Below are 24,640 nucleotides of genomic sequence, written 5' to 3' on the forward strand. Positions count from 1 at the left end.
CATCCGCCAAAAAAACACCCGGGCAGCGAATGCCCGGGTGCAATGATTACAGCAAGTAAAAGCCGATTCCCATAATCGTATATGCCGCTAACAGTGTTGCTCCCTCAAACCAGTTCGTATCCCCATCATTAGAGATCACGATCGTCAAAAGGACTGCAGCCCCCATCGCGATAAGCTCAGGAAGCGAAAAGACAAGCGGCATTTTTTCCGGAAACAAAAGTGAGACAAGCACAAGCACAGGAGCGACGAACATGGCGATTTGCAATGTCGATCCGACCGCGATTTCCACAGCGACATTCATTTTGTTTTTATACGCCATAATAATGGCGGAAGCGTGCTCAGCCGCATTACCGACGATCGCGACGATAATCACCCCAATAAACAACTCGCTCCAGCCGAACGATTCAGCAACTGTTTCAAATGTATGGACAAGCCGCTCCGATAAGTAAGCAACTGCCGCCGTCGCCAGCGCTAAAATAATAGTCGCTTTTCCTCTTCCCCATTCCGGTTCCTCATGTTCTTCCACTTCATCCGATTTATGCTGATAAACACCGCGGTGAGTGACGAGCCGGAAGTAAAGAGCGGCTAGATAAAGCAAAATCATAATGATTGAAATGCCGACGCTTAATACAAGCCGTTCGTCAGGTGCCATCTCCGCCGTGAACACTTCGGGGATAACGAACGCAACAAAAATGGCAAAGGTGAGCAGGCCCGCGTTATGACGAGCATCATAGATGTTGAACTCTTGCCGTTTGTATTTCAGGCCGCCGACAAAAAACGATAACCCCGCCACTAAAAGCAAGTTCCCGAGCACTGAACCAGTCAAGGAAGCAAGCACCACATCAACGAGCCCGGCCCGCAAGGCAAAAATGGAGATAATAAGCTCCACTGCGTTGCCAAACGTAGCGTTCAAAAGTCCGCCGATGCGCGGTCCAGCGACGATCGCTAAACTCTCTGTCGCTCTCCCCATATAGCTGGCCAGAGCGACAATCGTTAAACAGTACAACACAAACATCAAAACGGTCGGCCAGTGGAGAAAGCCACCGATGACGGATACTGGCACGCCGATCCATGTCATCCACGCAAACAACTTGTTCATTCGTTTTCATTCCACCTTTCTTCGAAACGTTTTTCGTTGCATTGGCCATCATTCATATGTACGATGAATACGAAACGATACATTGGTCCGTAAAAAAGCGCGGCCCTGTTCGTTTCATTGTCCGCCATTTTACAGAAATGAGGGTGCAACGATGCGTTTTGCCATTTTAACCGGAATTGTCGCCATCTCCGGCTTATCTCAGGGGATGCTGCTTCCGTTGTTAGCCATGTTGCTTGACGAAAGCGGCGTCTCTTCAACCGTTAACGGAGCGCACGCTGCCGCACTTTATATAGGAGTGCTTGCCATTTCACCGTTTTTGGAGCATCCACTAGGCAAATATGGATACAAGCCCATGATTATCATGGGTGGTTTTATTGTAATATGTTCGCTCATCCTTTTTCCACTTTTTTCTTCATTTTTCCTTTGGTTGGTTATTCGTTTTTTCATCGGAATGGGCGATCATATGCTTCATTTTGCGACCCAAACATGGATTACCGACTTTTCACCGCCGGCTGAGCGCGGGCGGCGGCTGTCGCTGTACGGCCTAGCGTTTGGCCTTGGTTTTACGGCTGGCCCGCTTCTCGCTTCACTCGCCTCGATTAACGAGGCGCTGCCGTTTTATTTGGCCGCTCTCCTCAGCTTCATCGGGTGGATTGCCGTCTTTTGTCTGCCAAATGAAAAACCAAAAGCATTTGAACGCTCTTCCTCCGCTGCCGGGCGATGGATCGGTGCATGGAAATATGCTTGGCCGGCGCTCTTGCTGCCGCTTGCTTATGGCTTTTTGGAAGCGGCCATTCATTCCGTTTTCCCACTATACGCCTTGCATAAACGGATGAGCGCCGAACAGATTACGTTGATTTTGCCGTTTTTCTCATTCGGCGGCATCATCTTTCAGCTTCCGCTCGGAGCTCTTAGCGACCGGTTCGGGCGTCGTGTTGCCATCACGGGCGCGCTGCTGGCCGGCATCAGCTGTTTTTTGACCGCGCTCGTTGTTGACACATCGACAGTTGGGCTTGCTACCTGCTTGTTTGCGGCGGGAATGTTTACGGGGTCACTCTTCTCGCTTGGCATTGCCTATATGACCGACCTGTTGCCGAAAACGCTCCTTCCAGCCGGCAATTTGTTGTCCGGCATGCTATACAGCCTCGGCAGCATCATCGGTCCGCCACTTGCCGGCAGCGCTGTTGATGTGACAGCGGACGCTTTTTTCCTTGCGGTCAGCGCTGTTCTCCTCATTCCAGCCGTTTGCCTTGCCAGACGACGGGAACGAGAAAAAGCGGCTTGACCGCATTTTTTATTTTTCTATTTTTTTAAAAAATTCATTGACCACTCTGTTCCCTCTGTTATACAATAAAACCAAGATATTTAGTTTCTGTTTTAAAACAGAGTAAAGGAGTGGCGATAATGAGCAGAGCGGAACGGAAAAATATGATCGAGTTTATCGAAAAAGTACGGGGGTTATCGCGAGAACAACTTGCCTATATGACGGATGCAGAAATCGAGTATATTTACGAGCGTTACTACCACTATCACGAAGAAAGTGTCGAGTAAAGAGATTGTTGCTGAATCGCCTGTACCCGCGTGAAAAAGGGTGATCTCAAGAGATCACCCTTTTTCAATGATAACCGTTTTGACCGTTGGCACTGCTGCTCGTTTTATGTTTTGGCCTGTTTTTTCCTTTTTGTTTCGTTCCCCCGTCTTTTTTCGTATGCTTAGCCATCGTTATCCCCCCTGTATGAAAATCCCCCACACCGTTACGTTATCCGGTTTTCGAGCCATTTATGCACGTTAACGCATCCGCTTTCTCCCTTCACGTTCACAATCGAAAATTGCGTTCATTTCTCCACCTAAAACGAGGATCATGCCGGATAAATAAAGCCAAATCATCAAGACGATCAACCCGCCGAGACTTCCGTACATGGCTGTGTAGTTGGCAAAATGGTTGACATAATAGGCAAACGCCAGCGACGTCGCAATCCAGCCGGCGGTGGCGAATAAGGCGCCGCGCACGACATTGACGCAGCGCAACTGTTTGTTCGGGGCGAAATAATAAAGGGCGGTGAAGACAGCAAACAATAACAGCGAGCTTGTCGTCCAGCGGAATGCATTCCATACGGTTAAAAACTGTTCCGATAACCCTAAAGCAGAAAACAAAAACAGCCCGATCGTTCGTCCGAATACCGGCAGCACGAGCGCGACGATAATCACGGCGATCATCCCGAGCGTCAGCGCGACCGACAATCCGCGCGCCACCCAAAATGGACGATTTTCCTCCACATCATAAGCGCGGTTGAACGCCCGCATGATAGCGCGCATCCCGTTTGAGGCGGACCAAACAGCACCAATGATGCTTAATGACAATAGTTTCCCATTTTGCACGTCCATCAAGTGATGCACATTTGTTTCGATGAGATGAAGTGCCTCTTTTGGCGCGTATTGCCGCACAAGAGCGAGCACATCTTCATGCGGAATAGGCAAATACGCCAACAGGGTCATTAAAAACAGCAAAAACGGAAACAGCGATAGAAGAAAGTAATAAGCCAGTTCCGCTGACAACCGTGGAATTTCGTCCTCTGTAAAGCGCCGCGCCAACTCGCGGACGAACATCATATTCACTAACACGGGCTGCCCTCCTTTCCCGTTTTTTCAAAGCGAGTGCATCCCTTTTTGCTCCTCTTTATTCGCCCGCAACAAGCCGATGATCACGGATAATCGCCTCAAGCAAATGCTCGCATCCAGAACGGACAAGGTGATATACTTCCACGAAATTCCCAGTATAATATGGATCCGGCACATCGTCTTTTTCACGATCCGGCACAAAATCGAGCAAGCGGGCGATTACGGCCGATGAATTGGATCCAGCTAGTCGGCGTAAATCGTTCAAGTTGGCGGCATCCATGGCGATAATATAATCAAATTCCTCCAAATCGCGGCGTTCGACTTGCCGGGCACGGATGTTGGAATAATCAATGTCGTTTTCGTTTAAGATGCGTCTTGTCCCTTCATGTGGCGGTTCGCCGACATGCCAACTGCCCGTCCCCGCCGAATCAACGGCAATAACCCTATCGAGCCCCCGCTCTTTCACTAAATGGCGGAATATCGCTTCGGCCATCGGTGAACGGCAAATGTTTCCAAGGCAAACAAACAACACTTTGACCATCCGAACAACAACCCCTTTCGCTATTTCTACGGCACGTCTCCGATCATTAGTTTTTCTTCTTTTCCTTTCGTCTAGACTTTTTATGCTGCTTTCCGGCATATGGTGCACATTCATCTATATTTTACTACATTGTCCGTTTTTCAGCAGGTAAACCAGCCATATAACCCCTCCCTATTTCCCCCGCCTGTATGGTACAATACATGATATCTTGCCATGAAAGGGGCCAAACAATGGATTTATCGAAACGGTCGGCGGAAAACGTCGAATATATGATCGAGCAGCTGAAGCAAAAATTGAAAGTGATGAACTTTGACGTCCTTAAACCGTCCCATTTTTCCGAAGAATGGTATGATGAATTGAAAGACATTTATGAGATGGTCATGAAGCGCGAGACGTTTAGTCCAAGCGAAATGCAGGCGATTGTTGAAGAGCTTGGGAACTTACGTAAAAAATAGTTTCGCGCCTTTCTCTAAAATGATATGCTTAGACCACCATCCATATTTGAACGTTCTCCCCCCTACATTCAACTGGGATTTCTCGCTTTAGAATGATAAAAAAATAATTCCCATCGAAAAACTGAGATTGACACCAGCGAGAATTGTGCTAAAATTTTAATCAATTACATCCATTACAAACGCTTATCAAGAGCGAGGGAGGGACTGGCCCGATGAACTCCGGCAACCTGCTTCATTTAGCAAGGTGCCAATTCCAGCAAAATGGATTCCATTTTGGAAGATAAGACGTCACTCGTTCTTCTTGCCCTTTCCAAAATGGAAAGGGCATTTTTGTCACCGGGCTGCCGTTTACTAAGTAAATATCCGACTAATTGCGTGGATTTTCTTTGATTTATAAGGAGGGGAAACGATGCTCACGTATGATCGGTGGGAAACGGTAGAAAAACCGTCTTTTCCGTCTGACAATGAAACAAAAGGGGCGCTTGACGTCCTCGCTTGGGCGTACCGCGAATATGGTGACGAAATCGTGTACGCATGCAGCTTTGGCATCGAAGGGATTGTGCTGATCGATTTGATCTCCCAAGTGAAGCCGGATGCGGAAATCGTCTTTTTAGATACCGGGCTGCACTTTCAAGAGACGTACGATACAATCGCGAAGGTGAAAGAAACATATCCTTCCCTCCGCATCATCATGAAACAGCCGCACTTGACGCTGGAAGAACAAGCCGCGCAGTTTGGCGACGAGTTATGGAAACGTGATCCAAACAAATGTTGCGAGCTGCGCAAAGTCATTCCACTGCGCGAAGTGTTGACTGGAGTAACCGCTTGGATTTCCGGCTTGCGCCGCGAACAATCGCCGACACGGCGCCATGTCGAATATGTCAATAAAGATGATAAGTTCCGCTCCATTAAAGTCTGTCCGCTCATCCATTGGACATGGAAAGACGTATGGAACTATGTGTATAAACATAGTCTTCCGTACAATGTACTCCATGACCGCGGCTACCCGAGCATTGGCTGTGCCCCGTGTACAGCGCCGGCATTAGATCCGAACGATTTGCGCTCCGGACGCTGGGCCGGCCAAGGGAAGACAGAGTGCGGGCTCCATCTCACATAGGGGGAACACATATGCTCCTTGCGATTGCCTTTATTGTCTCCTTTTTCTTCGCCATGAACATTGGGGCGAGCGGTGCGGCCGCCTCGATGGGCGTCGCTTACGGATCGGGTGCCATTCCCCGAAAATCGGTCGCCCTCCTTCTTTGTGGCATCAGCGTTTTTCTTGGCAGCCTTGGTGGCGGAGAAGTGGTGAAAACGATCGGCTCGGGAATTATTCCTTCTTCGATCCTTACCGTCAAAATCGTTGTCATTATTTTAACAGCGGCAACCATTTCGCTGTTTGCTGCCAACATCATGGGCATCCCGTTATCGACGAGCGAGATCACCGTGGGAGCGGTCGTCGGTGTCGGTATTGCCTACCAAGCGGTATACTTCAATAAATTGCTATTCATTGTCTCGGTGTGGATCGTCATTCCGATCATTGCCTTTGCGTTTACACTCGCCGTCGGCAAGTGGTTTTTAGCGCTCAAGCGGAAATATCCACAGCTTGAGCAAGGCCGTTGGCAAAAAACGTTTATGACCTTGCTGATTGTCACTGGCTGCTTCGAGGCGTTCTCCGCCGGCATGAACAATGTCGCCAATGCCGTCGGGCCGCTTGTCGGTGCCGGATTGATCTCGGTTGGGCCAGCAACGATTCTCGGCGGTTTGTCCGTCGCTGCTGGAGCGCTCCTACTTGGACGCCGTGTGTTGGAAACGAACGGAAAGAAAATTACAAATTTTTCTCCATTTGAAGGGAGCGCCATATCGGGTACTGGGGCGTTGCTTGTCATCATCTCATCACTGTTTGGCTTGCCCGTACCGCTCACCCAAATTACGACATCGGCCATTATCGGCATTGGCACGGCAAAGAGCGGTTTATCCATCTGGCAGAAGCGAATTGTTGTGCAGCTCTTAAAAGTATGGCTTGTTTCGCCGATTTTTTCTCTTGTCATTTCATACAGCCTTATTAAACTATTGCTCGACAGCGATGTTTATACTGTCATCGCCATTTTCAGCGTTTGTTTAGCGACGCTCGGCGTTATCAGCTTAAAAAAAACGGCTGTCGAAGAAGAACGCTCGCTTCATGAACATGGCGGTGGCATTTAATCTTAAATATTAAATCTTAAAATCTATCATCCTAGGAGGTTACAAACATGAGTTTAAGCATCCCGCATGGCGGTACATTAATTAACCGTTGGAATCCGGACTATCCGCTCAATGAAGTAACTAAAACGATCGAACTGTCGAATGCAGAATTAAGCGATTTGGAGTTGATCGGCACGGGAGCGTACAGCCCTCTTACTGGCTTTTTAACGAAAGCAGACTACGATGCGGTCGTGGAAACGATGCGCCTCGCTGACGGCACCGTCTGGAGCATTCCGATCACACTCGCAGTGACGGAAGAAAAGGCAAAAGAGCTCGCCATCGGCGATAAAGCCAAACTCGTTTATGGCGGCGACGTCTACGGTGTCATCGAAATTGCCGATATTTACCGTCCGGACAAAACGAAGGAAGCAACGCTCGTTTACAAAACAGACGAACTCGCCCACCCTGGCGTGCGCAAACTGTTTGAAAAACCGGATGTGTACGTCGGTGGAGAGATCACGCTTGTCAAACGAACTGATAAAGGACAGTTCGCCGCGTTTTATTTCGATCCGACAGAAACGCGGAAACGGTTTGCCGAACTTGGATGGAACACCGTTGTCGGCTTCCAAACACGTAATCCGGTTCATCGCGCCCATGAATACATTCAAAAATGTGCGCTTGAGATTGTCGATGGTTTGTTTTTAAATCCGCTCGTTGGCGAAACGAAAGCAGATGACATTCCGGCTGACATCCGGATGGAAAGCTACCAAGTACTGCTTGAAAACTATTACCCGAAAGATCGTGTCTTCTTGGGTGTCTTCCAAGCGGCTATGCGCTATGCCGGACCGCGTGAGGCCATTTTCCATGCCATGGTGCGCAAAAACTTCGGCTGTACACACTTCATTGTCGGCCGTGACCATGCCGGTGTCGGCAATTATTATGGCACCTATGACGCACAAAAAATCTTCTCGAACTTTACGGCTGAAGAACTCGGGATTACGCCGCTCTTTTTCGAACATAGCTTTTATTGCACCAAATGCGAAGGCATGGCGTCGACGAAAACGTGCCCGCATGACGCTGAACATCACGTCGTCCTTTCTGGCACGAAAGTCCGTGAAATGCTGCGCAACGGGCAAGTACCGCCAAGCACGTTCAGCCGTCCGGAAGTGGCTGCCGTCTTGATCAAAGGACTACAAAAACGTGAAGCGGTCACTCCATCAGCTCGCTAAAGGGGGAGCATCATGAGCACGAACATTGTTTGGCATCATACATCGGTCACAAAAACAGATCGGCGCGAGCGTAACGGTCATCATAGCGCCATCCTTTGGTTCACCGGGTTGTCCGGCTCCGGCAAATCAACCGTAGCAAATGCCGTCTCAAGACGGCTGTTTGAGCTCGGCATTCAAAACTACGTATTAGACGGGGACAACATCCGCCATGGGCTCAATAAAGACCTCGGCTTCTCTGCGGCCGACCGGACGGAAAACATTCGCCGCATTGGCGAAGTGGCAAAGCTGTTTGTCGACAGCGGACAGTTTGTTCTCACCGCATTTATCTCTCCGTTTGCCGAAGACCGGGCACTTGTCCGCCGTCTCGTCGAAGAAGACGAGTTTATCGAAATTTATGTTAATTGCCCGCTTGAAGAATGTGAAAAACGCGATCCAAAAGGACTGTACAAAAAAGCGCGCCGCGGCGAAATCCGCGAATTTACTGGCATTGATTCACCGTATGAAGCGCCGGAAGCGCCTGAGTTGACGGTTGAAACACACCGCTACTCTGTCGACGAGTGCGTCGAGCAAGTGCTCGCCTATCTGCGCGAGCGCGGGTTCATTCCGGCCGCCGAAACAAACTGACCGCCATTTCTTGTCTCCCACTAAAAAAGAGTGGGAGACCATTGAACAAAGTCGTTTTCATGCCAAATTAAGCTGTTCACAATAAAAGCACCGCCTTTAGATGGCCAGCTGGGATCATACAAGAAAGGGCTGAAACAACGATGGGCAAAGTGTATCTTGTCGGCGCCGGTCCCGGCGATCCGGAACTCATCACTGTCAAAGGATTAAAATGCATTCAGCAGGCGGATGTCATTTTATATGACCGCCTCATTAACGAAGAGCTGTTGTCGTATGCCAAACCGGGCGCTGAGCTCATCTTTTGCGGCAAGCTGCCCGGCTACCACGTCATGCAACAAGAAACGATCAACCATTCGCTCGTCCTGCACGCCAAAAAAGGAAAAAACGTCGTCCGTCTAAAAGGCGGCGACCCGTTCGTATTCGGGCGCGGCGGCGAAGAGGCTGAGGCGCTCGTCAAACATGGGATTGAGTTTGAGATCGTTCCTGGTGTCACCGCTGCTATCGCTGCGACGGCTTATGCCGGCATCCCCGTCACCCATCGCGAGTTCAGCTCAAGCGTTGCCTTTGTCACCGGACATCGGCGCGACGGAATCCGTGAAGATATCAAATGGGAGAGCCTTGCCAAGGGCATTGATACGATCGCCATTTACATGGGTGTCCACAATTTGCCATATATTTGCGAACAGCTAATCAAATATGGCAAAATGCCAGAGACGCCGGTAGCGGTTATCCAATGGGGAACAACAGCGGCTCAACGAACAGTCACCGGCACGCTGACGACGATCGCCGGGATCGTTGCTAAAGAAAACATTGAAAATCCAAGCATGATCATCATCGGGGATGTCGTCCGGCTACGCGCCAACATTCAATGGTTCGAACGGCTGTTGGCGTCATCTGCAGCTGCTGGTGCAACATCGTGAGGCGGTCGTGATGGAAGCCATTCTATATGTCAGTCACGGCAGCCGCATCGCTGCAGCCTGCTATGAGGCGGCTCGTTTCGTCGAACAATGCAAAGCAGCCATCGACATCCCGATTCAGGAACTTTGCTTCGTTGAACTGGCAGAACCGGACATTGTGACTGGCGTTGACCGTTGCGTCGCCCAAGGAGCAACGCGCATCATCGTCGTTCCACTGCTGCTTCTATCCGCGGGACACGCGAAGCACGACATTCCAGCGGCGCTCGAGCTCGCGAAACAGCGTCATCCATCTCTTGAAATCGTCTGCGGCACCCCGTTTGGCGTCCATGAATCGATGATCGATATCATCATCGACCGCATCGGTGAACATCCGACGCCACTTGATAACGAATCGATGATTCTTCTCATCGGCCGCGGCAGCAGCGACCCGGATACAAAGCGCGACATCACCGCTATCGCTCGGCTCCTGAAAGAAAAAACGAACGTGCCGCACGTTGACATTTGCTTTCTCGCTGCTATCCATCCGACGCTTGACGAAGGGCTTGAGCAGGCGAACGCATCCATATATCGGCATGTGTTTGTCGTTCCGTATTTATTATTTACCGGCGTCTTAATGAAAACGATCGAACGGAAACTAGAGGCGCTGCCTGTTTCACACCAACAGTGGCATTTATGCTCTTACTTAGGCTATCATCCGCGTCTCGTAACACTTATTCAAGAGCAAGTATTGTCGCTATCGTTGGCGAAAAAAGGAGCTTGAAAAGACAAGCTCCTTTTTTCATGTACATTAGGCCGTATCTATTATATGATGGAAGCAGAACGGTCCCAATGAAGGAGGCTTTACCATATGAAACGGGTTCATGTCATTGTCGAAGGACGTGTACAAGGTGTTGGCTTTCGCTATTTCGTCCAGCACGAGGCACTGAAGCGACAGCTGACCGGCTGGGTAAAAAACAATGACGATGGGACGGTGGAAATGGAAGCCCAAGGCCATGAAAGTGCCGTCCAGCTCTTTTTGGATACGATTGAAGCCGGAACGATGTTTGCTAAAGTCTCTCGTATGCACATTGAGCAGCGCGACGTCCGACCGGATGAAAAACAATTTCGCATTATGTACGGCGGCGGGCTTTAACACCAGCGCCATGTTCAGTACAGTTTGTACGATTGGTCACTGACCGCCCAAAGAAGCCACCTTTCCCTGCAGACAAAAGGCAGCCCTGATGGCTGCATGTCCACTTGCTCCCTTTAACTTAAGATGAAAGCAACTTTAGAAGATGGATGATGTTATCAAAAGCTTACTATAGCGGTTTTGATTTTTGGAACACTTAACCATCATCGATGATTGGAACCCGCGATTTTCATCGGTCTTTTAGGCATTCCCCTGTTAAGCCGGACGCAAATGGGAAGTAGCATAACGAAAACACGTCTCTAAAATGGCACTATTCGCCTGTTCATTTTTCCACTGTGCCTCAAGGCAAAGCGGATGAAACACATCGATGACGGCTTTCGGGTATTCACCGCATATGTCTACACCCAACACTTTTTTATAGAATAGTAGCAGACGCAAGCAAGCGAGCAATCGAGAAAGCGTCATCATTCCTTGATCCCAGTTCGTAACTGCGTCTTCGCGACGAAGCACGTCTTTATCGATGCTTATATACACGCTTCCGGTCGGGATGGCCTTCAGAAGCTCATTCGGCCATTCATCATGATCAGCAAATGGAAAAACAGTGATGTTTGGAGATAAACGGAGATTACGCGGAGAAAATGATGGGCCAACAATCACAACTTTTCGCAGCTGCGCGTACTGAAGCGCATGAGCCACCCACGATCCGCATGAAATGAGGCTGCTTTCGTCCTGTTCAGCGTCCGTATGGTGGTCAAACAGCACAAGCGTAAACGGTTCGCTTATTTCCCTTAACAACAAATACGTGACATAATGGTAGTTGCCGCTCCCGATCAGCACCGCCCCACGGGTTCGCCGCCGGCGTAACCGTCTTTCAATCTCGGCAAGCGCCGCTTCGCTGCAATACAAATTTGTCTCCGGTACGTCAGCGAGATCAATCCACTCGTGTGGAAAACAAAACAGCCGCTTTTGTGGCCGGTACGTACCGTCAAAATTGAGCACAGTGACACCGTTACCTTGAAACCCCATTTCTCCTCACCCTTTCCTTCCGCTGAATCATTATTCAACGCCTCTAAGGTGTGGATGAGTCCAAGATGTAGCCTTTTCTATTATACAATGAGAGACGAAATATTTCCGTTCTTATGCTCTCGTCATGTACAATATATAGAAAGCAACTAAAGGAGGGACCTGCATGCAGCCGATCGACACCACCGCTGTACAAGAGGCACTGAACCGCTTGGCTAACCGCGACATATATATTCATTTAGAAACAACGAACGGAGCATACGCTTCTCATCATAACGAAGGTTTTTTTTCCGCTGGCGCTTACATCCGCAACGCCCTCATCCGCTTCACCCGCGGCAAAATCACCGGTCCAGGTCCATATCGCGTCGGGCTGAAGCTGGACATCGGCTGGGTGTATGCTGAAGGGTTAACCCATTGGGAATGGACGAAAGAAGGACAATTGCTGTTAGCAGGACATGATTATGAAGGGAAACTGGCGGTCGCTCTTGAGCTGAGTGACAAGCCATTTGCCTAAGGAGGGGAGTCCGATGAACGAACAACATGTACTCGTTGTCTTTCCCCACCCGGACGATGAAGCGTTCGGCGTCTCGGGAACAATCGCCCAGTATGTGCAAAGCGGCACACCGGTGACATACGCTTGCTTGACGCTTGGCGAAATGGGAAGAAATATGGGCGTGCCCCCGTTCGCCAATCGTGAAACATTGCCATTGATTCGCAGACAAGAATTAGAGGAAGCATGCCGCGTTCTCGGTATTCACGATTTGCGCTTGCTCGGCTATCGCGACAAAACCGTCGAATTCGAAGATGAAGAAGAACTTGCCGACCGGATTGCAGCCATCGTCGCAGAAACAAACCCGTCGCTTGTCATTACATTTTATCCTGGCTACAGTGTCCACCCCGATCATGATGCATGCGGGGCTGCTGTCATCCGCGCTTTGAAGCGGTGGCCAAAAGAGCAACGGCCGACCGTTTATTGTGTCGCCTTTTCCAAAAACTGCGAACAAGACCTCGGTCAGCCGGATATTGTCCGCGATGTTAGCTCAGTGATTGATACGAAACTCGCCGCCATTCGCGCTCACCGCTCCCAAACGGAAGGGCTGATGCAGGCAGCCTCTAAGCGCGGCGACGCGCTCGCCTGGCTGAAAACAGAGCGGTTTTGGACGTACCGGTGGGACGATTAACAGAAAGGAGCCGTTGAAAAGGTCGCCTTTTTTCAAGAGAGATAGACATTCTCTTACGGAGATGTTCAACGCTTTATACAGTGCTGAAAAGGGTGCTCCGCTGCTTTTAGGACACCCTCTTCTCGTTTGTTTCACGACTGCTAGGAAGCAAGCAAACCGAAGCCATCCACAATGTGTATATCGAGAGGTTCAGCGTTCTCTCCCCTTCTTGCTGCTTCGTTCTTTTTCCTTTGCCAATAAGTGAGAAAATTCCTCGCCCCAACGACCGCTTTGCCGGAACGAATCAGCAGCGAGCGCCTGAAACAGCCGCTTTCGTCCCTCGGGGTCCGCGACTTCGCGCAACACGATATCGCGGGCTTGCTGCAAAAACTCGAGATACGGCCCGTACTCTTCTCCGTATTGATCTTCAAGTTCGCGGCGGATGCGGCGGGCGACCGCTGGGCTTGCTCCTTCGGTCGAAACCGCGATCGTTAATGGGCCGCGGCGGATGACCGCCGGAACATGAAAATCACACCGTTGTGGGGCATCAACGACATTGAGCAGTTGCCCCGGCGCTGCCGCCTGTGCCACTGCCTCGTTCACCTTGTCATCGTTCGTCGCAGCGATGACGAGAAACGCCCCTTCCAAATCACTAGGGGCAAATGTCTTGATACGCCAGACAATCGTTCCCGCTGCTGCTAACGCTTGAAGCTCCGGTTCCGCTTCAGGGGCGACCATCACAACATCTGCTCCTGCCTCTAGCAGTCCTCGGATTTTCCGCGCCGCCACCTTCCCCCCGCCGACAACGACCGCCCGTCGGCCGCGTAAATGGAGAATGACCGGGTATCCCATGACATACCCCTCCCCTCGCGATGAGCCTCGTTCCCTTCCATCAGCCAATTCAATGATAAAAAAAGAAGCCGTGCATGGAACACGGCTTTTCTTTCATTATATCACCCTTCTTTGACTTCTTGAAGACATTTCGCCAACCGCTCGTTTTCCTTTTTCATATGCTCGAGCCATTGTGGAAGCAGTTTTTTCATTGCCTCTTGGTCATTGTTCTCCATGGCCTGTCTTGTTTGCTCGTGAAGCATATGGAGTCGCTGTTTCTCTTCTTTTGTCATCCAATGTTTCTTTTTATGTAACTGTTTCAGTTCTTGCTTAAACTGTTCTTTCGTTATTTTTTTGTTCGCGAGCTGATCGATGAGCCGATCAAGCGCCGCTTCACGCTCTTTTTTCATTTGCTTGTACTTTTCTTTCATTGCCTTCTTTACTTTTTCATCCTCGAACTGTTGGCGCAGCGCTTTCCGTTCGTCGAGTACTTTTTTCCACTCGCCAGCTTGCTCCGGCGTATATGTTTGAACCATTTCCATCCACTTTTGTTCATCAAGCGCTCCGTGCTTCCACATATGCCCGACCGGCAAATGAACGTTGACGGCTTCATGATGACCGGCAGTTACCCATGACGGCATCGCCAGCACAAGAGAAGCAAAAAATGCCATCCATACGCTTTTCATGTTTTTTCACTCCTTTTCTTTTTCGTTTTTTCTTCACGGCAACTTAGACTCGCTTAGTTAACAGTTTCCTCGCGTATGCTGCTACCTCTCCTTTCCCACGATCGTTCCTTCCTATTTTTCCCCGTTTTTTGGTCATCATTGCATAAAAAATAAGGAGGCTCGCAAAAAATCGAACCTCCCTATGTTTATTGAGCGAAAACGTTTAGCGAAATTTTTCCTCAATGCGCCGCCCGTAATCGCGCAGTGCCTTTGAGTTTGTTTGTTGCCGTTTTTTCATTAATTCAGCAAAGCGGAGCTGTTTTTCTGTCCATTTTTTCATCAGTTCTTTCTTTTTCTCGTCATCCTCGCAACAGCGAAGCAAATCTTCAAGCGTCATCAGTTCTTTTCGCAATTTCGTCTCTTCCGTCACATACCCAGCGTTTTTCAGCAATAAATACCCGATCCGTAACTCTTCCGGAATGTGGGAAACATCCTCGAGCTCAAGCGGCTTCCCAAAACCAGGCAACTCGTCAAACTCTCCGTTTTTCATCGCTTCACGAATTTTCTCTTCGTCAATGCGCCAAAACCCATCCATTTTACGTCAGCTCCTGTGCCTGCCGCCTCGCATGCTGTTCAGTTAAAAAACGAACAAATTCGCCATACGGAAGCGGCGGGGAAAAGTAATATCCTTGCGCTTCATCACACCGTTTTCCTTGTAAATAGGCCGCTTCGGTCTCTGTTTCTACTCCTTCGGCTAATACTTTTACACCTATATTATGCCCGAGGCGGATAATGGACGGCAAGATGACATCTTTTTTTCCTTGAATATGCTGGACAAATGAACGGTCAATTTTCAGCCGATCGATCGGCAAATCAGTCAAGTAGCTGAGCGAGCTGTAACCGGTGCCGAAATCGTCCATGCTGATCGTCACGCCGAGCGACTTCAGTTTCGACAAAATATCGAATGCATGCTCTGTATCCATCGTCATTCGCTCTGTAATTTCAAGATCTAAATGGTGCGGCGGCAGCCCGGTGTCAGCGAGCAGGCGGGCGAGCTTATCGACAAACCGTCGGCTTTCAAATTCGTACGGCGACAAATTGACAGAGACAGACAAATGGGGAAACTGATCGATCAGCTGTTTCGTTTGCTGGCAGGCGGTGCGAATCACCCATTCGTTGATTCGAATAATCATTCCTGTTTGTTCAGCGATTGGAATAAATAGGGATGGCGGAATGAATCCTTTTTCCGGGTGGCGCCAACGAATAAGCGCTTCCATACCAATGACTTGTCGATCATAAAGCCGAATCTGCGGCTGGTAGTACAGCTCGAACTCTTCCCTTTCAAGCGCACGCCGTAAATCACGTTCCATGGCCATCTTTTCATGCAGCCGGTCAGCCATCGGTTCGTTGAAAAAGAGAAAATCACTCACCACTTTTTCCCTCGCCTCATAGCGAGCAATATCTGCCTTGCGGATTAACGTTTTTGTCTCCTCTCCATCCTTTGGATAGACGCTGATGCCAACGTTTACAGTCACATATAATTCAAGGCCGTTAACAGCAATCGGTTCGTCTGCAACTTCAATCAACCGTTTTGCAGCTTCCTCTGCTTTTTCATTTGAGCTATCTGGCAGCACAGCGATAAATTCATTCCCGCTCCAACGTCCGACCGTTATTCCTTCTTGCTCACTCCAACGACGTGCCAAATGGAGCAACACTTCATCTCCAACGGCATAGCCGTAAAAATCGTTAATCGTCTTAATGCTAGTCACCTCTAAAAGCATAACTGCTGCTTCTCGATGAAATCTTTTTGCATCAGCAAGACGGCGCTCCACTACCTTATACATCGCCTCTTTGTTCGCCAGCCCGGTCAATTCGTCATGGCTGACGATATCGTGCATAGGCTCTTCGTTTTGTTTTTGCGCCGTTAAATCGCGGACGGCGACGACCGTTACTTTTTGCCCTTCATCATCGTAGCAATGCTGAACGATTTCCGCCGGAAACACCGCTCCATCTTTTCGGCGCAGCTCGATTTCAAATCGCTCCACCCCGTTGTTCGAACAACTCGGCCTCATTGATCCGTCGACAACTACATCATTGATTGGCAAGTGAACGAGTTCGCTTTCCCTATAACCAAGCAGACGGCATGCCGCTTCGTTGACCTCGACAATTTTCCCGGAGGCACACACGATGACTCCTTCCATCGTCATTTCTGCCAACTGCCGCAATCGCTGCTCGTTCGCCGCTAGCGTTTTTTTATGGGCGGCCAACACCTTCCGTCCTATTTGTCGATGCAGCACCAACAAATAAATGGAGACGGCAATGAAATAAATCATCATCATGATTGCTGCTGCCTTTTGCCGCTCTTTTTTCAAGCGCCGCTCATATACCTTCGCATCATAATCGATGCCGACGACTGCGTTTACTGTCCCGTCAAGCCCATGAATCGGCATAAATGTGCTGATGCTTTTCCCGGATCCGTCCGCCCTCGGATGCTTTTCCATTGCAAATCGGCCGCGAAACGCTTCCTCTATTTCTGCAAAAGCATGACGGTAAATCGTCCCGGGCGGAACAGCCTGCTCATGTTTTCCGTCGATGCGGCCGCTCCGGCTGCCATCGACCGCTGGAGCCACAACAACATACAACTCGCCGTGCTCGTTCTTTTTTAACGTATATACACTACGCACGAGGCCGTGTTGCTGCCATCGTCCAAGTGCAGCTAGGATCGAATGATACACAGGCAGACGATCCGCGTTTTCATCAAGCTGCTCATGTCCCCTGGCGGCCAAATCACTGGCAATCATGCCGGCGATTTGCTTCGCGCTTTCCTTGTATTCACCATATTCGCGGTTCTCCGCTTCATCAATCCAGGCTATTCCGCCGCCTAAAAGAAAGAGTGAACATATAAAGAAGGCGGCAGTCAGCTTCGGTGCTGCGCTCCATGGTGACAATGCCCCGTGCTGCTTTGCCATCCGATGGGCATACATATAAACAGCACTAGCTGTCAAGAGAACTCCTAATATGTATACAAGATATTCGAATTTATTCGACATCAATCATCACCGTCATAGATTTTTCGACGCGCTTCTTTCATTATAAAGTTAGTTCTCCCAACTCGCTTCCCTCCGCCGTTCCTATTCGTTCGACAACTTCCGACATACACTCAAGCTTACCATAGGACTATAGAACCAAAAAATATGGATATATAAGCACCATATCTCGAAAAGAACACAGAAAAAAGATTAACATAAACCATTATTACTAGGTCTTATGTTTGTAATCTCATTGTAACATTATTTAATTCAACTGTAAAAAACAAGACTGTTTTCCTCTGTTATACTATAGTCAAATGATGTCGAATCGAAAGAGATCTTGTCGGGGGTTTAGGGAAAATGAAAAAATGGCTTACTCTTTTGTCTCTGTCAATGATTGTCCTATTTTCCTCCTTGTTTGTAAACGTTTCTGACACCAGTGCAGCAGCTAATAAAACACGCCTGATCGCTGAAGCCAAAAAGCTTATCGGCACTCCTTATCGGTATGGCGGCACAACACCAAAAGGATTCGATTGCTCCGGGTTTGTTTATTACACACATAAAAAAGTGGGCGTTACTTTGCCCCGTTCTTCCAAAGAAATGTATAAAAAAGGTAAGTATGTACATAAGTCGAATTTAAAACCGGGAGATTTAGTGTTCTTTAACACTTCGAAACGAACAAAAGGCGTTTCCCATGTTGCGATTTACATTGGAAACAACCGAGTCATCCATGCCGTTTCGCGCGGTGTTAAAATTGATAATTTAAACAGCTCCTACTGGAAAACGAAATATGTCGGAGCTAAACGGTTGTAATGGTTTCAGTGAACGAAGAGCTCTCTGTCCTATTAGGCTCGCCTAATAGGCAGGGAGTTTTATTATGGCCAAAAAAAGCGGCTCTCCACAATCGGAGAGCCCAATATATATTCATAGGGGATCGGGGGAATACTTGGAAAACGTTACGCTATTATTCATTTCCTCCCTTTTCGTTTTTTATACATGAAAATAAAAATTTTTTTGCATTCCTTTCCCTATCGTCTGATAAGTGAAGTGAATTCATCCAAAAACAGAGACCGGCTAATTCACGAACCTTGCATGTGCCCGCAACGATGCTTTTCGAAGAATCATAAATATGCCACATAAGCAATTCTCTTGTATGCATCTAACATAACCGTCATAAATCAACGACATATGTCGAATGTTTATAGATGATGATTTGTTGTCCGTTCATCGATTTTTGATAAAGGCAGGTGTTTTCATTGTTCGCTTCCTCAGAGCTGGGCATCGATTTAGGGACAATGAATGTCCGGCTGTTTAGTCAAACGAAGGGGCTTCTTTTTGACGAACCGGCAGCGATCGCCTATAACCGTCAAGCGGACAAGCTGATGGCGATCGGCCAAAAAGCAAAGCAAATGATCGGCAAAGCTCCGGCTCATGTCGAGGTCACCTATCCACTGCGAAATGGCGTTATCGCTGATTTTGACCAAGCAAAAGCGTTGTTGCAACAAGTCTTCAAACAATCCAGCAGACAGCTCGGCCTCTCCTTCAAAAAACCGAGCATCGTTATGAGCGTTCCGTTTCACGCCACCTCCGTCGAACGCCGCTCTTTTTATGAAATCGCCAAACATTGTGGAGCGAAGCATATTCATTTCATCGAAGAGCCAGTCGCAGCGGCTATTGGAGCTGATTTGCCGGTGGGCGAACCTGTCGCCAACGTCATCGTACATTTAGGAGCCGGCAAAACGGAAGCTGCGATTATCTCGTTTGGCGGCGTTGTTGCTTGTCAGTCGCTTCGTATCGGCGGCAACCAGCTTGACGAAGACATTATGCAATATGTTCGCCAACGCTACAATTTGTTAATTGGCGAACAAACAGCTGAACAAGTGAAAATCGAAATTGGCAGTGCTCCGGGAACTAGCTTGACGCAACCGATGACCATTCACGGCCGTGATTTTGTTACTGGATTTCTTAAAGCCGTTTCCCTTGATCCGGCTGAGGTACAACAGGCCATCAAAGAATCGCTTCTGCAAATTGCCGAAGCCATTCGTTCTGTCCTTGAAGAGTGCCCGGCCGAACTAAGCGGCGATATTATCGACCGCGGCATTGTTCTCACTGGAGGAGGAGCCTTGCTTCACGGCATTGAGCAATGGCTAAGTGCTACACTGCACGTGCCGGTGCATGTGGCGCCAAACCCAGCTGAGGCGGTCGCCATCGGCACCGGAAAAGCGTTGCAGGCGATACCGAAACGGCTCAGCACAGCGCTGTAACGAGCTAGGCTCCCTCTAGCCATCGACAAAAAACAAATGGTCGACCATTTGTACGGATGGATACTTCACCATTCATCATGAAAACCCCCGCCATGGACGCGGGGGTTTTCATTTTCATATGAATGAACAGTTGCCTTCGCGCTTTCGTCGCGTTGGAGCCGCCGATCCACACGGAAAGGTTTACACCGACCTCGCATTACGACGTTTGCCGGATGCGTTCTTCCTCTCTTACTGCTTGTGCTCCTTCAGCCGCCTCAAGCAACAAATCCACAATATGGACCGCACGGACGCTTTCTGTCAACCCGGCTCGCTCGATGCCAAGCTTCATTTGCAGCAAACACCCTGGATTCGCGGTGACGATCGTCGTGGCTTTCGTTTGTTTCGCCATTTCCATTTTATAATCTAAAATTTGCATCGACATTTCTGGCTCAACGAGATTGTAAATGCCGGCCGAACCACAGCAGCGATCGGCATCTTTCATTTCACGAAACTCAGCCCCTTCAATCGCTCGCAGCAGGCGGCGCGGAGCTGATGCTGTTTTCATCACGTTTCGCAAATGGCACGAATCTTGGTAGGTGATCGTTTGCGGCGCAACGCGAAGCGGCAGTTGATGAAACTCGAGTTCGACAAGCACTTCAGAGACATCTTTGATCTTCGCAGCAAACGCCGCCGCCCGATCGCACCATTCTGGATCGTCCTTCAGCAAGTGATCGTATTCAAGTAAAAACGCACCACAACCGCCTGCGTTTGTCACAATATAGTCGACGTCCAACTGTTCAAAAGCAGCAATATTTCGTTTCGCTAACTCTTTCGCCATCTCTTTTTCCCCCCCATGACCGTGCAACGCTCCACAGCAACCTTGAGATGGCGGAATGATGACTTCACAGCCGGCGAGCTGCAATAGACGCATCGTCGCATCGTTTGTTGTCATAAACATCGTATCCATCAAACAGCCGGTGAAAAAAGCGACTCGTTTTTTTGCTGGCTCATCCGGATTCAGGCGATGTGGCCGATTTTTCATCTCTTTTGCCGTCGGCACGTCCGGCAGCACGCGCTCCATTTGCCGGAACGATGCCGGCAACAGGCGAAGCAGACCAGTTTTGCGGACAATTGCCCGCAAGCCGGAACGCTGATACCAACCGAGAAATGCGGTCGCCTTTCGCATTCGCTCTTGATATGGAAACAGCCCGGCAAATACAAGCTTGCGCACAAGACGGACGTGAAGCGGCATTCGCTTGTGCTGCGCGATAATATCGCGCGCCTCTTCAAGCAAATGGCCATAGCGGACGCCAGACGGACAAACTTGTTCACATGCCCGGCAGCCTAAACATAAGCTAAGCGACCGCTCGACTTCCTCATCCGGCTCGATCAGCCCATCCACAACTGCTTTCATTAAGGCGATCCGGCCGCGCGGCGACTGGGTTTCTTGCTGTCCGGATTCAATGTATGTTGGACACGACGGCAAACAAAAACCACAGCGCATGCAGTTCATTAATTCATCCTCATCCATCCGTTCTTGAAACGCTTTTTGAATGTGCGCTTGTTCTGTCTTCGTTGTCATCGTGTCACCACCACCCGTTTTCTCGTGCTTTTAGCGAACACTTTGCCTGGATTCATAATGTTGTTCGGGTCGAGCGCCTGTTTGATCGCTTTCATGGCAGCAATGCCAGCCGGTCCAAGCTTCCATTCCAGATACGGTGCTTTCATCGCTCCGACACCGTGTTCACCAGTGATCGTTCCTCCTAATTCAATCGCTTTGGCGAAAATTTCTTCAAACGCTTTTTCTACCCGCTCCATTTCCTCGCGGTTGCGGGCATCGGTCGGACAGGTTGGATGCAAGTTGCCATCGCCAGCATGTCCGAACGTACAAATTTTGAGTTGATATTTCGCTGCGATCTCATTGATGGCTTTCACCATTTTTGCAATTTCCGAACGTGGCACGGTCGCATCTTCTAAAATCGTCGTCGGTTTCAAGCGAGCCAGTGCCGATAACGCCGCTCGTCTCGCTGTCCGCAGCGCCTCAGCCTCTTCCTCTGAGCGGGCAAGTTCAACAGACACAGCTTGCTCTGAGCGGCAAATATCAGCCATCTTTTTCATATCGCGTTCCACGACTTCTTTTGGCCCATCCTGTTCAATGAGCAAAACGGCTTTCACATCGGTCGGCAAACCGATGCGAGCGTAGTCCTCAACAACTTCCAACGTCGGTTGGTCTAAAAACTCAAGCGTTGCGGGGATGATTTGATTGGCAATGATTTTCGATACAGAACGGGCAGCTGCCTCTAAATCTTGGTAAAGAGCAAGCATCGTCTGTTTCGTCTCTGGCATGGGGATCAGTTTCAACGTTGCTTCGGTAACAATGCCAAGCGTCCCTTCCGCTCCGACAAGCAGACGAGTTAAGTCATAGCCAGCCACATCTTTTGCCAGCTTGCCGCCCGTGCGGATGACATCGCCATTTGCCAAGACGACTTCTAATCCGAGTACATAATCGCGTGTCACTCCATATTTGAGACCTCGCAAGCCGCCGGAATTTTCACTAATGTTGCCGCCGATCGTCGAGATTTTCATCGACCCGGGATCTGGTGGATAAAACAACCCTTTTTCCTCAACGGCTCTCATGAGGTCGAGCGTGATCACCCCTGGTTGAACAGTCGCCGTCAAGTTTTCTTCATCAATTTCTAAAATGCGGTTCATATGTTTAAACAGCAGGACGATACCGCCTTCAACTGGACATGTACCCGCACAAAGGTTCGTTCCCGATCCACGCGGTACGATCGGAATTCGATATTCATTGCAAATTTTCGCAATTTCCGCCACCTCTTGTGTATTTCGGGGTGCAACAACTGCATCGGGAAGCGATTGGAACTGTGGCGTCGCATCGTAGGAATAAACGAGCCGCCCAGCCTTCGTATCATCGTAATTTTCCGCTCCGACAATTTGAATCAACCGTTTTTTCGCTTCGTTTGGAATCAACTGTCTCACCTCTTCCAAAGTGGTTGATGCTCATGGACAGCGGAAAAGGGGCCGGGCTTGGCGCCTCTTGCCCACCTTCGCCAAGCCTCGTCCCCCTCCGTTACCGTTATGGAATCATCCATGACAATACCGTCGATTGCAAGTAAACAATAATGCCAATCAAGATGATTAAGAATAAGCTATGTTTGACTGTGAAGCGGAATAAGTCGGATTCTTTGCCAGTCAAGCCAACGGCTGCACAGGCAACAGCGATCGACTGCGGCGAAATCATTTTCCCGACGACCCCGCCGGACGAGTTGGCTGCCAACGCCAGTACGGGTTCCATGCCAATCGATGTCGCCGTCACTTTTTGCAAGTTGCCGAACAATAAGTTCGACGACGTATCGGAACCGGTAATAAACACGCCTAGCCAACCTAAAAATGGTGAGAAGAAAGGAAAGAGCGGACCTGTTTTCGCCAGCGCCATCCCAAGTGTCGTACTCATGCCCGATGAGTTGGCAATATAGGCAAAGCCAACGACCGAAGCGATGGTGACAATCGGATATTTCAGCTCACTCAGCGTTTCCACAAACGTTTGCGCCCAGTCTTTCCACGAAATGTTAACAATAAACTTCGTCACAACCGCCGCCAGCAAAATAGCCGTTCCCGCTGCACCGAGCAACTCCAGCTTATACACAGCGGCAATTGGTTGGCCATTCGCATCTAAAATTTGGTTGTTCAAGCCCGGTACCGGCGGCGCAAATGTCAAATGCGAGCCGATGATGTTGACAAACTTCAGCAAGCTGTTTGTCCCTTCATAATGACCGGTAAGAGCCGCCTTCACTTGCGGAATGCCCCAAAGCGAGATCAACGCCGTCAGCACGAGAAACGGCGACCACGCCCGGAACACCTCTCCGCTGCTGTGCGTCGCACGAGCCACTTGGCCGGCGACCGCTACCTCCGATTCCGTCGCAAAGCGGAATGTGCTTCGCGGCTTCCAATATTTCAAAAAAACAGCCAACGCGACGATCGAAACGAGCGAAGACAAAATGTCCGGCAGCTCCGGCCCTAAAAAGTTTGACGATAAGTATTGCGTCAACGCAAACGAAACACCAGAAACGATAATCGCTGGCAACACCTCAATGGTTCTTTTCCATCCCGCCATAATCAGTACAAGGTAGAACGGAATGAACACCGATAAAAACGGGAGCTGTCGCCCAACCATTTTCGAAATTTCCATCGCCGGCACGCCGGTCGGCCCTTCCATCGAGATGATCGGAATCCCGACCGCCCCGAACGCGACCGGTGCCGTATTGGCAATCAAACAGATGCCCGCAGCGTAAAGCGGATTAAACCCTAACCCGGCAAGAAGTGCTGCCGAAATCGCTACCGGTGCACCAAACCCGGCTGCCCCTTCCAAAAATGCTCCAAACGAAAAAGCGATGAGCAACGCCTGCAGTCGCCGGTCTTCGGTAAGCGAAACGACGGAGTTACGAATAATGTCAAAATGGCCGGTTTTCACTGTCAGCTTATATAAAAAGACAGACGTAATGATGATCCAACCAATCGGCAACAATCCGTACACCGCGCCTTGCGTCACCGACATGACTGCCTTTCCAGCCGGCATTCTGTAAGCGATTACAGCCAGAACAACTGCAAGCAGCAACGTCGTCAGCCCTGCAACATGCCCTTTCATCCGTTTGACAGCCAACGCCCAAAAGAAATACAAAATCGGAATGAGTGCGACAATGGCCGACAACCATAACTGGTCAGCAATCGGTGTAAAATCTTGCTTCCACTGCATGCGGTTTTCCCCTCCCCTTTGCGACTGGCTTAACGACGTTTATCAATGATCGGCCTCTCATCTTTTTATTTCACTCTTCCAGTCATCAGATGACCAGATAAGAAACGTCGTCTGTCTCAAATTA

The 24,640-nt window shown here is 49.5% G+C and carries 25 protein-coding genes and 1 riboswitch; of the genes, 14 read left to right on the forward strand and 11 right to left on the reverse strand.

The annotated features are described in order from the left end of the window. Positions 1-46: 46 nt before the first annotated feature. A complete protein-coding gene (cax, locus tag DSM465_RS0112380) occupies positions 47-1,099 on the reverse strand; it encodes a calcium/proton exchanger (RefSeq protein ID WP_011886757.1) in 1,053 nt (350 codons plus the stop codon). A gap of 151 nt (positions 1,100-1,250) precedes the next feature. Here cax and DSM465_RS0112385 point away from each other — a divergent pair, with 151 nt between their 5' ends. Both DSM465_RS0112385 and DSM465_RS18345 read left to right on the forward strand, forming a co-directional pair. Next, entirely contained in the window at positions 1,251-2,384 is a 1,134-nt protein-coding gene (locus tag DSM465_RS0112385; protein ID WP_008881198.1) for an MFS transporter, read from the forward strand. Between the two features lie 119 nt (positions 2,385-2,503). Then, positions 2,504-2,650 (forward strand): BH0509 family protein, encoded by a 147-nt coding sequence (locus DSM465_RS18345; RefSeq protein WP_008881199.1) that lies wholly within the window; start codon positions 2,504-2,506, stop codon positions 2,648-2,650. Between the two features lie 237 nt (positions 2,651-2,887). Here DSM465_RS18345 and DSM465_RS0112400 read toward each other — a convergent pair whose 3' ends face one another. Continuing rightward, a complete protein-coding gene (locus tag DSM465_RS0112400; protein WP_008881201.1) occupies positions 2,888-3,721 on the reverse strand; it encodes a YihY/virulence factor BrkB family protein in 834 nt (277 codons plus the stop codon). A 55-nt stretch (positions 3,722-3,776) separates the two neighbouring features. Continuing rightward, positions 3,777-4,259 (reverse strand): low molecular weight protein-tyrosine-phosphatase, encoded by a 483-nt coding sequence (locus tag DSM465_RS0112405; RefSeq protein ID WP_029761478.1) that lies wholly within the window; start codon positions 4,257-4,259, stop codon positions 3,777-3,779. Positions 4,260-4,489: 230 nt separating this feature from the next. Here DSM465_RS0112405 and DSM465_RS0112410 point away from each other — a divergent pair, with 230 nt between their 5' ends. From DSM465_RS0112410 to DSM465_RS0112445, 8 genes are all read left to right on the forward strand, one after another. Then, positions 4,490-4,714 carry a DUF1128 domain-containing protein gene (locus tag DSM465_RS0112410; protein ID WP_029761479.1) on the forward strand — a complete coding sequence of 75 codons (225 nt, stop codon included), beginning with the start codon at positions 4,490-4,492 and terminating at the stop codon, positions 4,712-4,714. Positions 4,715-4,894: 180 nt separating this feature from the next. After that, positions 4,895-5,001: riboswitch (SAM riboswitch) on the forward strand. Between the two features lie 122 nt (positions 5,002-5,123). Continuing rightward, positions 5,124-5,831, forward strand: coding sequence for a phosphoadenylyl-sulfate reductase (locus DSM465_RS0112415; protein ID WP_008881204.1), 708 nt, complete (start codon positions 5,124-5,126; stop codon positions 5,829-5,831). Positions 5,832-5,842: 11 nt separating this feature from the next. Beyond that, positions 5,843-6,916, forward strand: a complete 1,074-nt coding sequence (locus DSM465_RS0112420; RefSeq protein ID WP_008881205.1) for an inorganic phosphate transporter — start codon at positions 5,843-5,845, stop codon at positions 6,914-6,916. 47 nt (positions 6,917-6,963) lie between these two features. Continuing rightward, the gene (sat, locus tag DSM465_RS0112425; RefSeq protein WP_008881206.1) at positions 6,964-8,124 is read left to right on the forward strand and encodes a sulfate adenylyltransferase; all 1,161 of its coding nucleotides are present in this window, start codon (positions 6,964-6,966) and stop codon (positions 8,122-8,124) included. Positions 8,125-8,136: 12 nt separating this feature from the next. Further along, the gene (cysC, locus tag DSM465_RS0112430; protein ID WP_008881207.1) at positions 8,137-8,748 is read left to right on the forward strand and encodes an adenylyl-sulfate kinase; all 612 of its coding nucleotides are present in this window, start codon (positions 8,137-8,139) and stop codon (positions 8,746-8,748) included. 140 nt (positions 8,749-8,888) lie between these two features. Then, positions 8,889-9,665, forward strand: coding sequence for a uroporphyrinogen-III C-methyltransferase (gene cobA / locus DSM465_RS0112435; protein WP_008881208.1), 777 nt, complete (start codon positions 8,889-8,891; stop codon positions 9,663-9,665). A 10-nt stretch (positions 9,666-9,675) separates the two neighbouring features. Beyond that, complete coding sequence (locus DSM465_RS0112440; RefSeq protein ID WP_029761480.1) at positions 9,676-10,422, forward strand: sirohydrochlorin chelatase; 747 nt, start codon at positions 9,676-9,678, stop codon at positions 10,420-10,422. 87 nt (positions 10,423-10,509) lie between these two features. Further along, on the forward strand, positions 10,510-10,794 hold the full coding sequence (locus tag DSM465_RS0112445) for an acylphosphatase (RefSeq protein ID WP_008881210.1): 285 nt from the start codon (positions 10,510-10,512) through the stop codon (positions 10,792-10,794). A 252-nt stretch (positions 10,795-11,046) separates the two neighbouring features. Here the strand turns inward: DSM465_RS0112445 and DSM465_RS0112450 are convergent, their stop codons facing one another. Beyond that, positions 11,047-11,817: an arginase family protein gene (locus DSM465_RS0112450; RefSeq protein ID WP_008881211.1), complete on the reverse strand. Its 771-nt coding sequence runs from the start codon at positions 11,815-11,817 to the stop codon at positions 11,047-11,049. A 163-nt stretch (positions 11,818-11,980) separates the two neighbouring features. On the opposite strand from DSM465_RS0112450, the gene DSM465_RS0112455 reads away from it, so the two are divergent. After that, the gene (locus DSM465_RS0112455; protein WP_008881212.1) at positions 11,981-12,328 is read left to right on the forward strand and encodes a YojF family protein; all 348 of its coding nucleotides are present in this window, start codon (positions 11,981-11,983) and stop codon (positions 12,326-12,328) included. A gap of 13 nt (positions 12,329-12,341) precedes the next feature. After that, the gene (gene bshB2 / locus DSM465_RS0112460) at positions 12,342-12,995 is read left to right on the forward strand and encodes a bacillithiol biosynthesis deacetylase BshB2 (protein ID WP_029761481.1); all 654 of its coding nucleotides are present in this window, start codon (positions 12,342-12,344) and stop codon (positions 12,993-12,995) included. 189 nt (positions 12,996-13,184) lie between these two features. Here bshB2 and DSM465_RS0112465 read toward each other — a convergent pair whose 3' ends face one another. The 4 genes from DSM465_RS0112465 to DSM465_RS0112480 form a co-directional block, all read right to left on the reverse strand. Beyond that, complete coding sequence (locus DSM465_RS0112465; protein WP_008881214.1) at positions 13,185-13,826, reverse strand: precorrin-2 dehydrogenase/sirohydrochlorin ferrochelatase family protein; 642 nt, start codon at positions 13,824-13,826, stop codon at positions 13,185-13,187. Positions 13,827-13,927: 101 nt separating this feature from the next. Next, positions 13,928-14,491, reverse strand: coding sequence for a hypothetical protein (locus tag DSM465_RS0112470; RefSeq protein ID WP_008881215.1), 564 nt, complete (start codon positions 14,489-14,491; stop codon positions 13,928-13,930). Between the two features lie 202 nt (positions 14,492-14,693). Next, positions 14,694-15,065, reverse strand: coding sequence for a DnaJ family domain-containing protein (locus tag DSM465_RS0112475; protein WP_029761482.1), 372 nt, complete (start codon positions 15,063-15,065; stop codon positions 14,694-14,696). Between the two features lies 1 nt (position 15,066). Continuing rightward, on the reverse strand, positions 15,067-17,520 hold the full coding sequence (locus DSM465_RS0112480; protein WP_029761483.1) for a putative bifunctional diguanylate cyclase/phosphodiesterase: 2,454 nt from the start codon (positions 17,518-17,520) through the stop codon (positions 15,067-15,069). 339 nt (positions 17,521-17,859) lie between these two features. On the opposite strand from DSM465_RS0112480, the gene DSM465_RS0112485 reads away from it, so the two are divergent. Together DSM465_RS0112485 and mreBH are read left to right on the forward strand one after the other, a co-directional pair. Further along, positions 17,860-18,312, forward strand: coding sequence for a C40 family peptidase (locus DSM465_RS0112485; RefSeq protein ID WP_008881218.1), 453 nt, complete (start codon positions 17,860-17,862; stop codon positions 18,310-18,312). 443 nt (positions 18,313-18,755) lie between these two features. Next, positions 18,756-19,763, forward strand: a complete 1,008-nt coding sequence (mreBH, locus tag DSM465_RS0112490; RefSeq protein WP_008881219.1) for a rod-share determining protein MreBH — start codon at positions 18,756-18,758, stop codon at positions 19,761-19,763. A 196-nt stretch (positions 19,764-19,959) separates the two neighbouring features. Here mreBH and DSM465_RS0112495 read toward each other — a convergent pair whose 3' ends face one another. The 3 genes from DSM465_RS0112495 to DSM465_RS0112505 all read right to left on the reverse strand — a co-directional run bounded on the left by DSM465_RS0112495 (position 19,960) and on the right by DSM465_RS0112505 (position 24,516). Beyond that, positions 19,960-21,324, reverse strand: a complete 1,365-nt coding sequence (locus tag DSM465_RS0112495; protein WP_011886749.1) for a (Fe-S)-binding protein — start codon at positions 21,322-21,324, stop codon at positions 19,960-19,962. Continuing rightward, complete coding sequence (gene glcD, locus DSM465_RS0112500) at positions 21,321-22,733, reverse strand: glycolate oxidase subunit GlcD (RefSeq protein WP_008881221.1); 1,413 nt, start codon at positions 22,731-22,733, stop codon at positions 21,321-21,323. Before glcD ends, DSM465_RS0112495 begins: the two co-directional genes overlap by 4 nt. Positions 22,734-22,839: 106 nt before the next feature. Beyond that, positions 22,840-24,516, reverse strand: coding sequence for an L-lactate permease (locus tag DSM465_RS0112505; protein WP_008881222.1), 1,677 nt, complete (start codon positions 24,514-24,516; stop codon positions 22,840-22,842). Positions 24,517-24,640: the final 124 nt, after the last annotated feature.

This window comes from Geobacillus thermodenitrificans subsp. thermodenitrificans DSM 465 (assembly GCF_000496575.1).
GTDB classification, from domain to species: Bacteria; Bacillota; Bacilli; order Bacillales; family Anoxybacillaceae; genus Geobacillus; species Geobacillus thermodenitrificans.

What these genes read in the sequence shown, in the direction of transcription:
- DSM465_RS0112480 (WP_029761483.1), bottom strand. Translation starts at nt 17,520, where the DNA reads ATGTCGAATAAATTCGAATATCTTGTATACATATTAGGAGTTCTCTTG.
- DSM465_RS0112470 (WP_008881215.1), bottom strand. Translation starts at nt 14,491, where the DNA reads ATGAAAAGCGTATGGATGGCATTTTTTGCTTCTCTTGTGCTGGCGATG.
- DSM465_RS0112465 (WP_008881214.1), bottom strand. Translation starts at nt 13,826, where the DNA reads ATGGGATACCCGGTCATTCTCCATTTACGCGGCCGACGGGCGGTCGTT.
- DSM465_RS0112405 (WP_029761478.1), bottom strand. Translation starts at nt 4,259, where the DNA reads ATGGTCAAAGTGTTGTTTGTTTGCCTTGGAAACATTTGCCGTTCACCG.
- DSM465_RS0112440 (WP_029761480.1), top strand. Translation starts at nt 9,676, where the DNA reads ATGGAAGCCATTCTATATGTCAGTCACGGCAGCCGCATCGCTGCAGCC.
- cax (WP_011886757.1), bottom strand. Translation starts at nt 1,099, where the DNA reads ATGAACAAGTTGTTTGCGTGGATGACATGGATCGGCGTGCCAGTATCC.
- sat (WP_008881206.1), top strand. Translation starts at nt 6,964, where the DNA reads ATGAGTTTAAGCATCCCGCATGGCGGTACATTAATTAACCGTTGGAAT.
- cobA (WP_008881208.1), top strand. Translation starts at nt 8,889, where the DNA reads ATGGGCAAAGTGTATCTTGTCGGCGCCGGTCCCGGCGATCCGGAACTC.
- DSM465_RS0112415 (WP_008881204.1), top strand. Translation starts at nt 5,124, where the DNA reads ATGCTCACGTATGATCGGTGGGAAACGGTAGAAAAACCGTCTTTTCCG.
- DSM465_RS0112475 (WP_029761482.1), bottom strand. Translation starts at nt 15,065, where the DNA reads ATGGATGGGTTTTGGCGCATTGACGAAGAGAAAATTCGTGAAGCGATG.
- DSM465_RS0112385 (WP_008881198.1), top strand. Translation starts at nt 1,251, where the DNA reads ATGCGTTTTGCCATTTTAACCGGAATTGTCGCCATCTCCGGCTTATCT.
- DSM465_RS0112420 (WP_008881205.1), top strand. Translation starts at nt 5,843, where the DNA reads ATGCTCCTTGCGATTGCCTTTATTGTCTCCTTTTTCTTCGCCATGAAC.
- DSM465_RS0112505 (WP_008881222.1), bottom strand. Translation starts at nt 24,516, where the DNA reads ATGCAGTGGAAGCAAGATTTTACACCGATTGCTGACCAGTTATGGTTG.
- DSM465_RS0112410 (WP_029761479.1), top strand. Translation starts at nt 4,490, where the DNA reads ATGGATTTATCGAAACGGTCGGCGGAAAACGTCGAATATATGATCGAG.
- DSM465_RS18345 (WP_008881199.1), top strand. Translation starts at nt 2,504, where the DNA reads ATGAGCAGAGCGGAACGGAAAAATATGATCGAGTTTATCGAAAAAGTA.
- DSM465_RS0112445 (WP_008881210.1), top strand. Translation starts at nt 10,510, where the DNA reads ATGAAACGGGTTCATGTCATTGTCGAAGGACGTGTACAAGGTGTTGGC.
- cysC (WP_008881207.1), top strand. Translation starts at nt 8,137, where the DNA reads ATGAGCACGAACATTGTTTGGCATCATACATCGGTCACAAAAACAGAT.
- DSM465_RS0112455 (WP_008881212.1), top strand. Translation starts at nt 11,981, where the DNA reads ATGCAGCCGATCGACACCACCGCTGTACAAGAGGCACTGAACCGCTTG.
- DSM465_RS0112495 (WP_011886749.1), bottom strand. Translation starts at nt 21,324, where the DNA reads ATGACAACGAAGACAGAACAAGCGCACATTCAAAAAGCGTTTCAAGAA.
- DSM465_RS0112485 (WP_008881218.1), top strand. Translation starts at nt 17,860, where the DNA reads ATGAAAAAATGGCTTACTCTTTTGTCTCTGTCAATGATTGTCCTATTT.
- DSM465_RS0112450 (WP_008881211.1), bottom strand. Translation starts at nt 11,817, where the DNA reads ATGGGGTTTCAAGGTAACGGTGTCACTGTGCTCAATTTTGACGGTACG.
- bshB2 (WP_029761481.1), top strand. Translation starts at nt 12,342, where the DNA reads ATGAACGAACAACATGTACTCGTTGTCTTTCCCCACCCGGACGATGAA.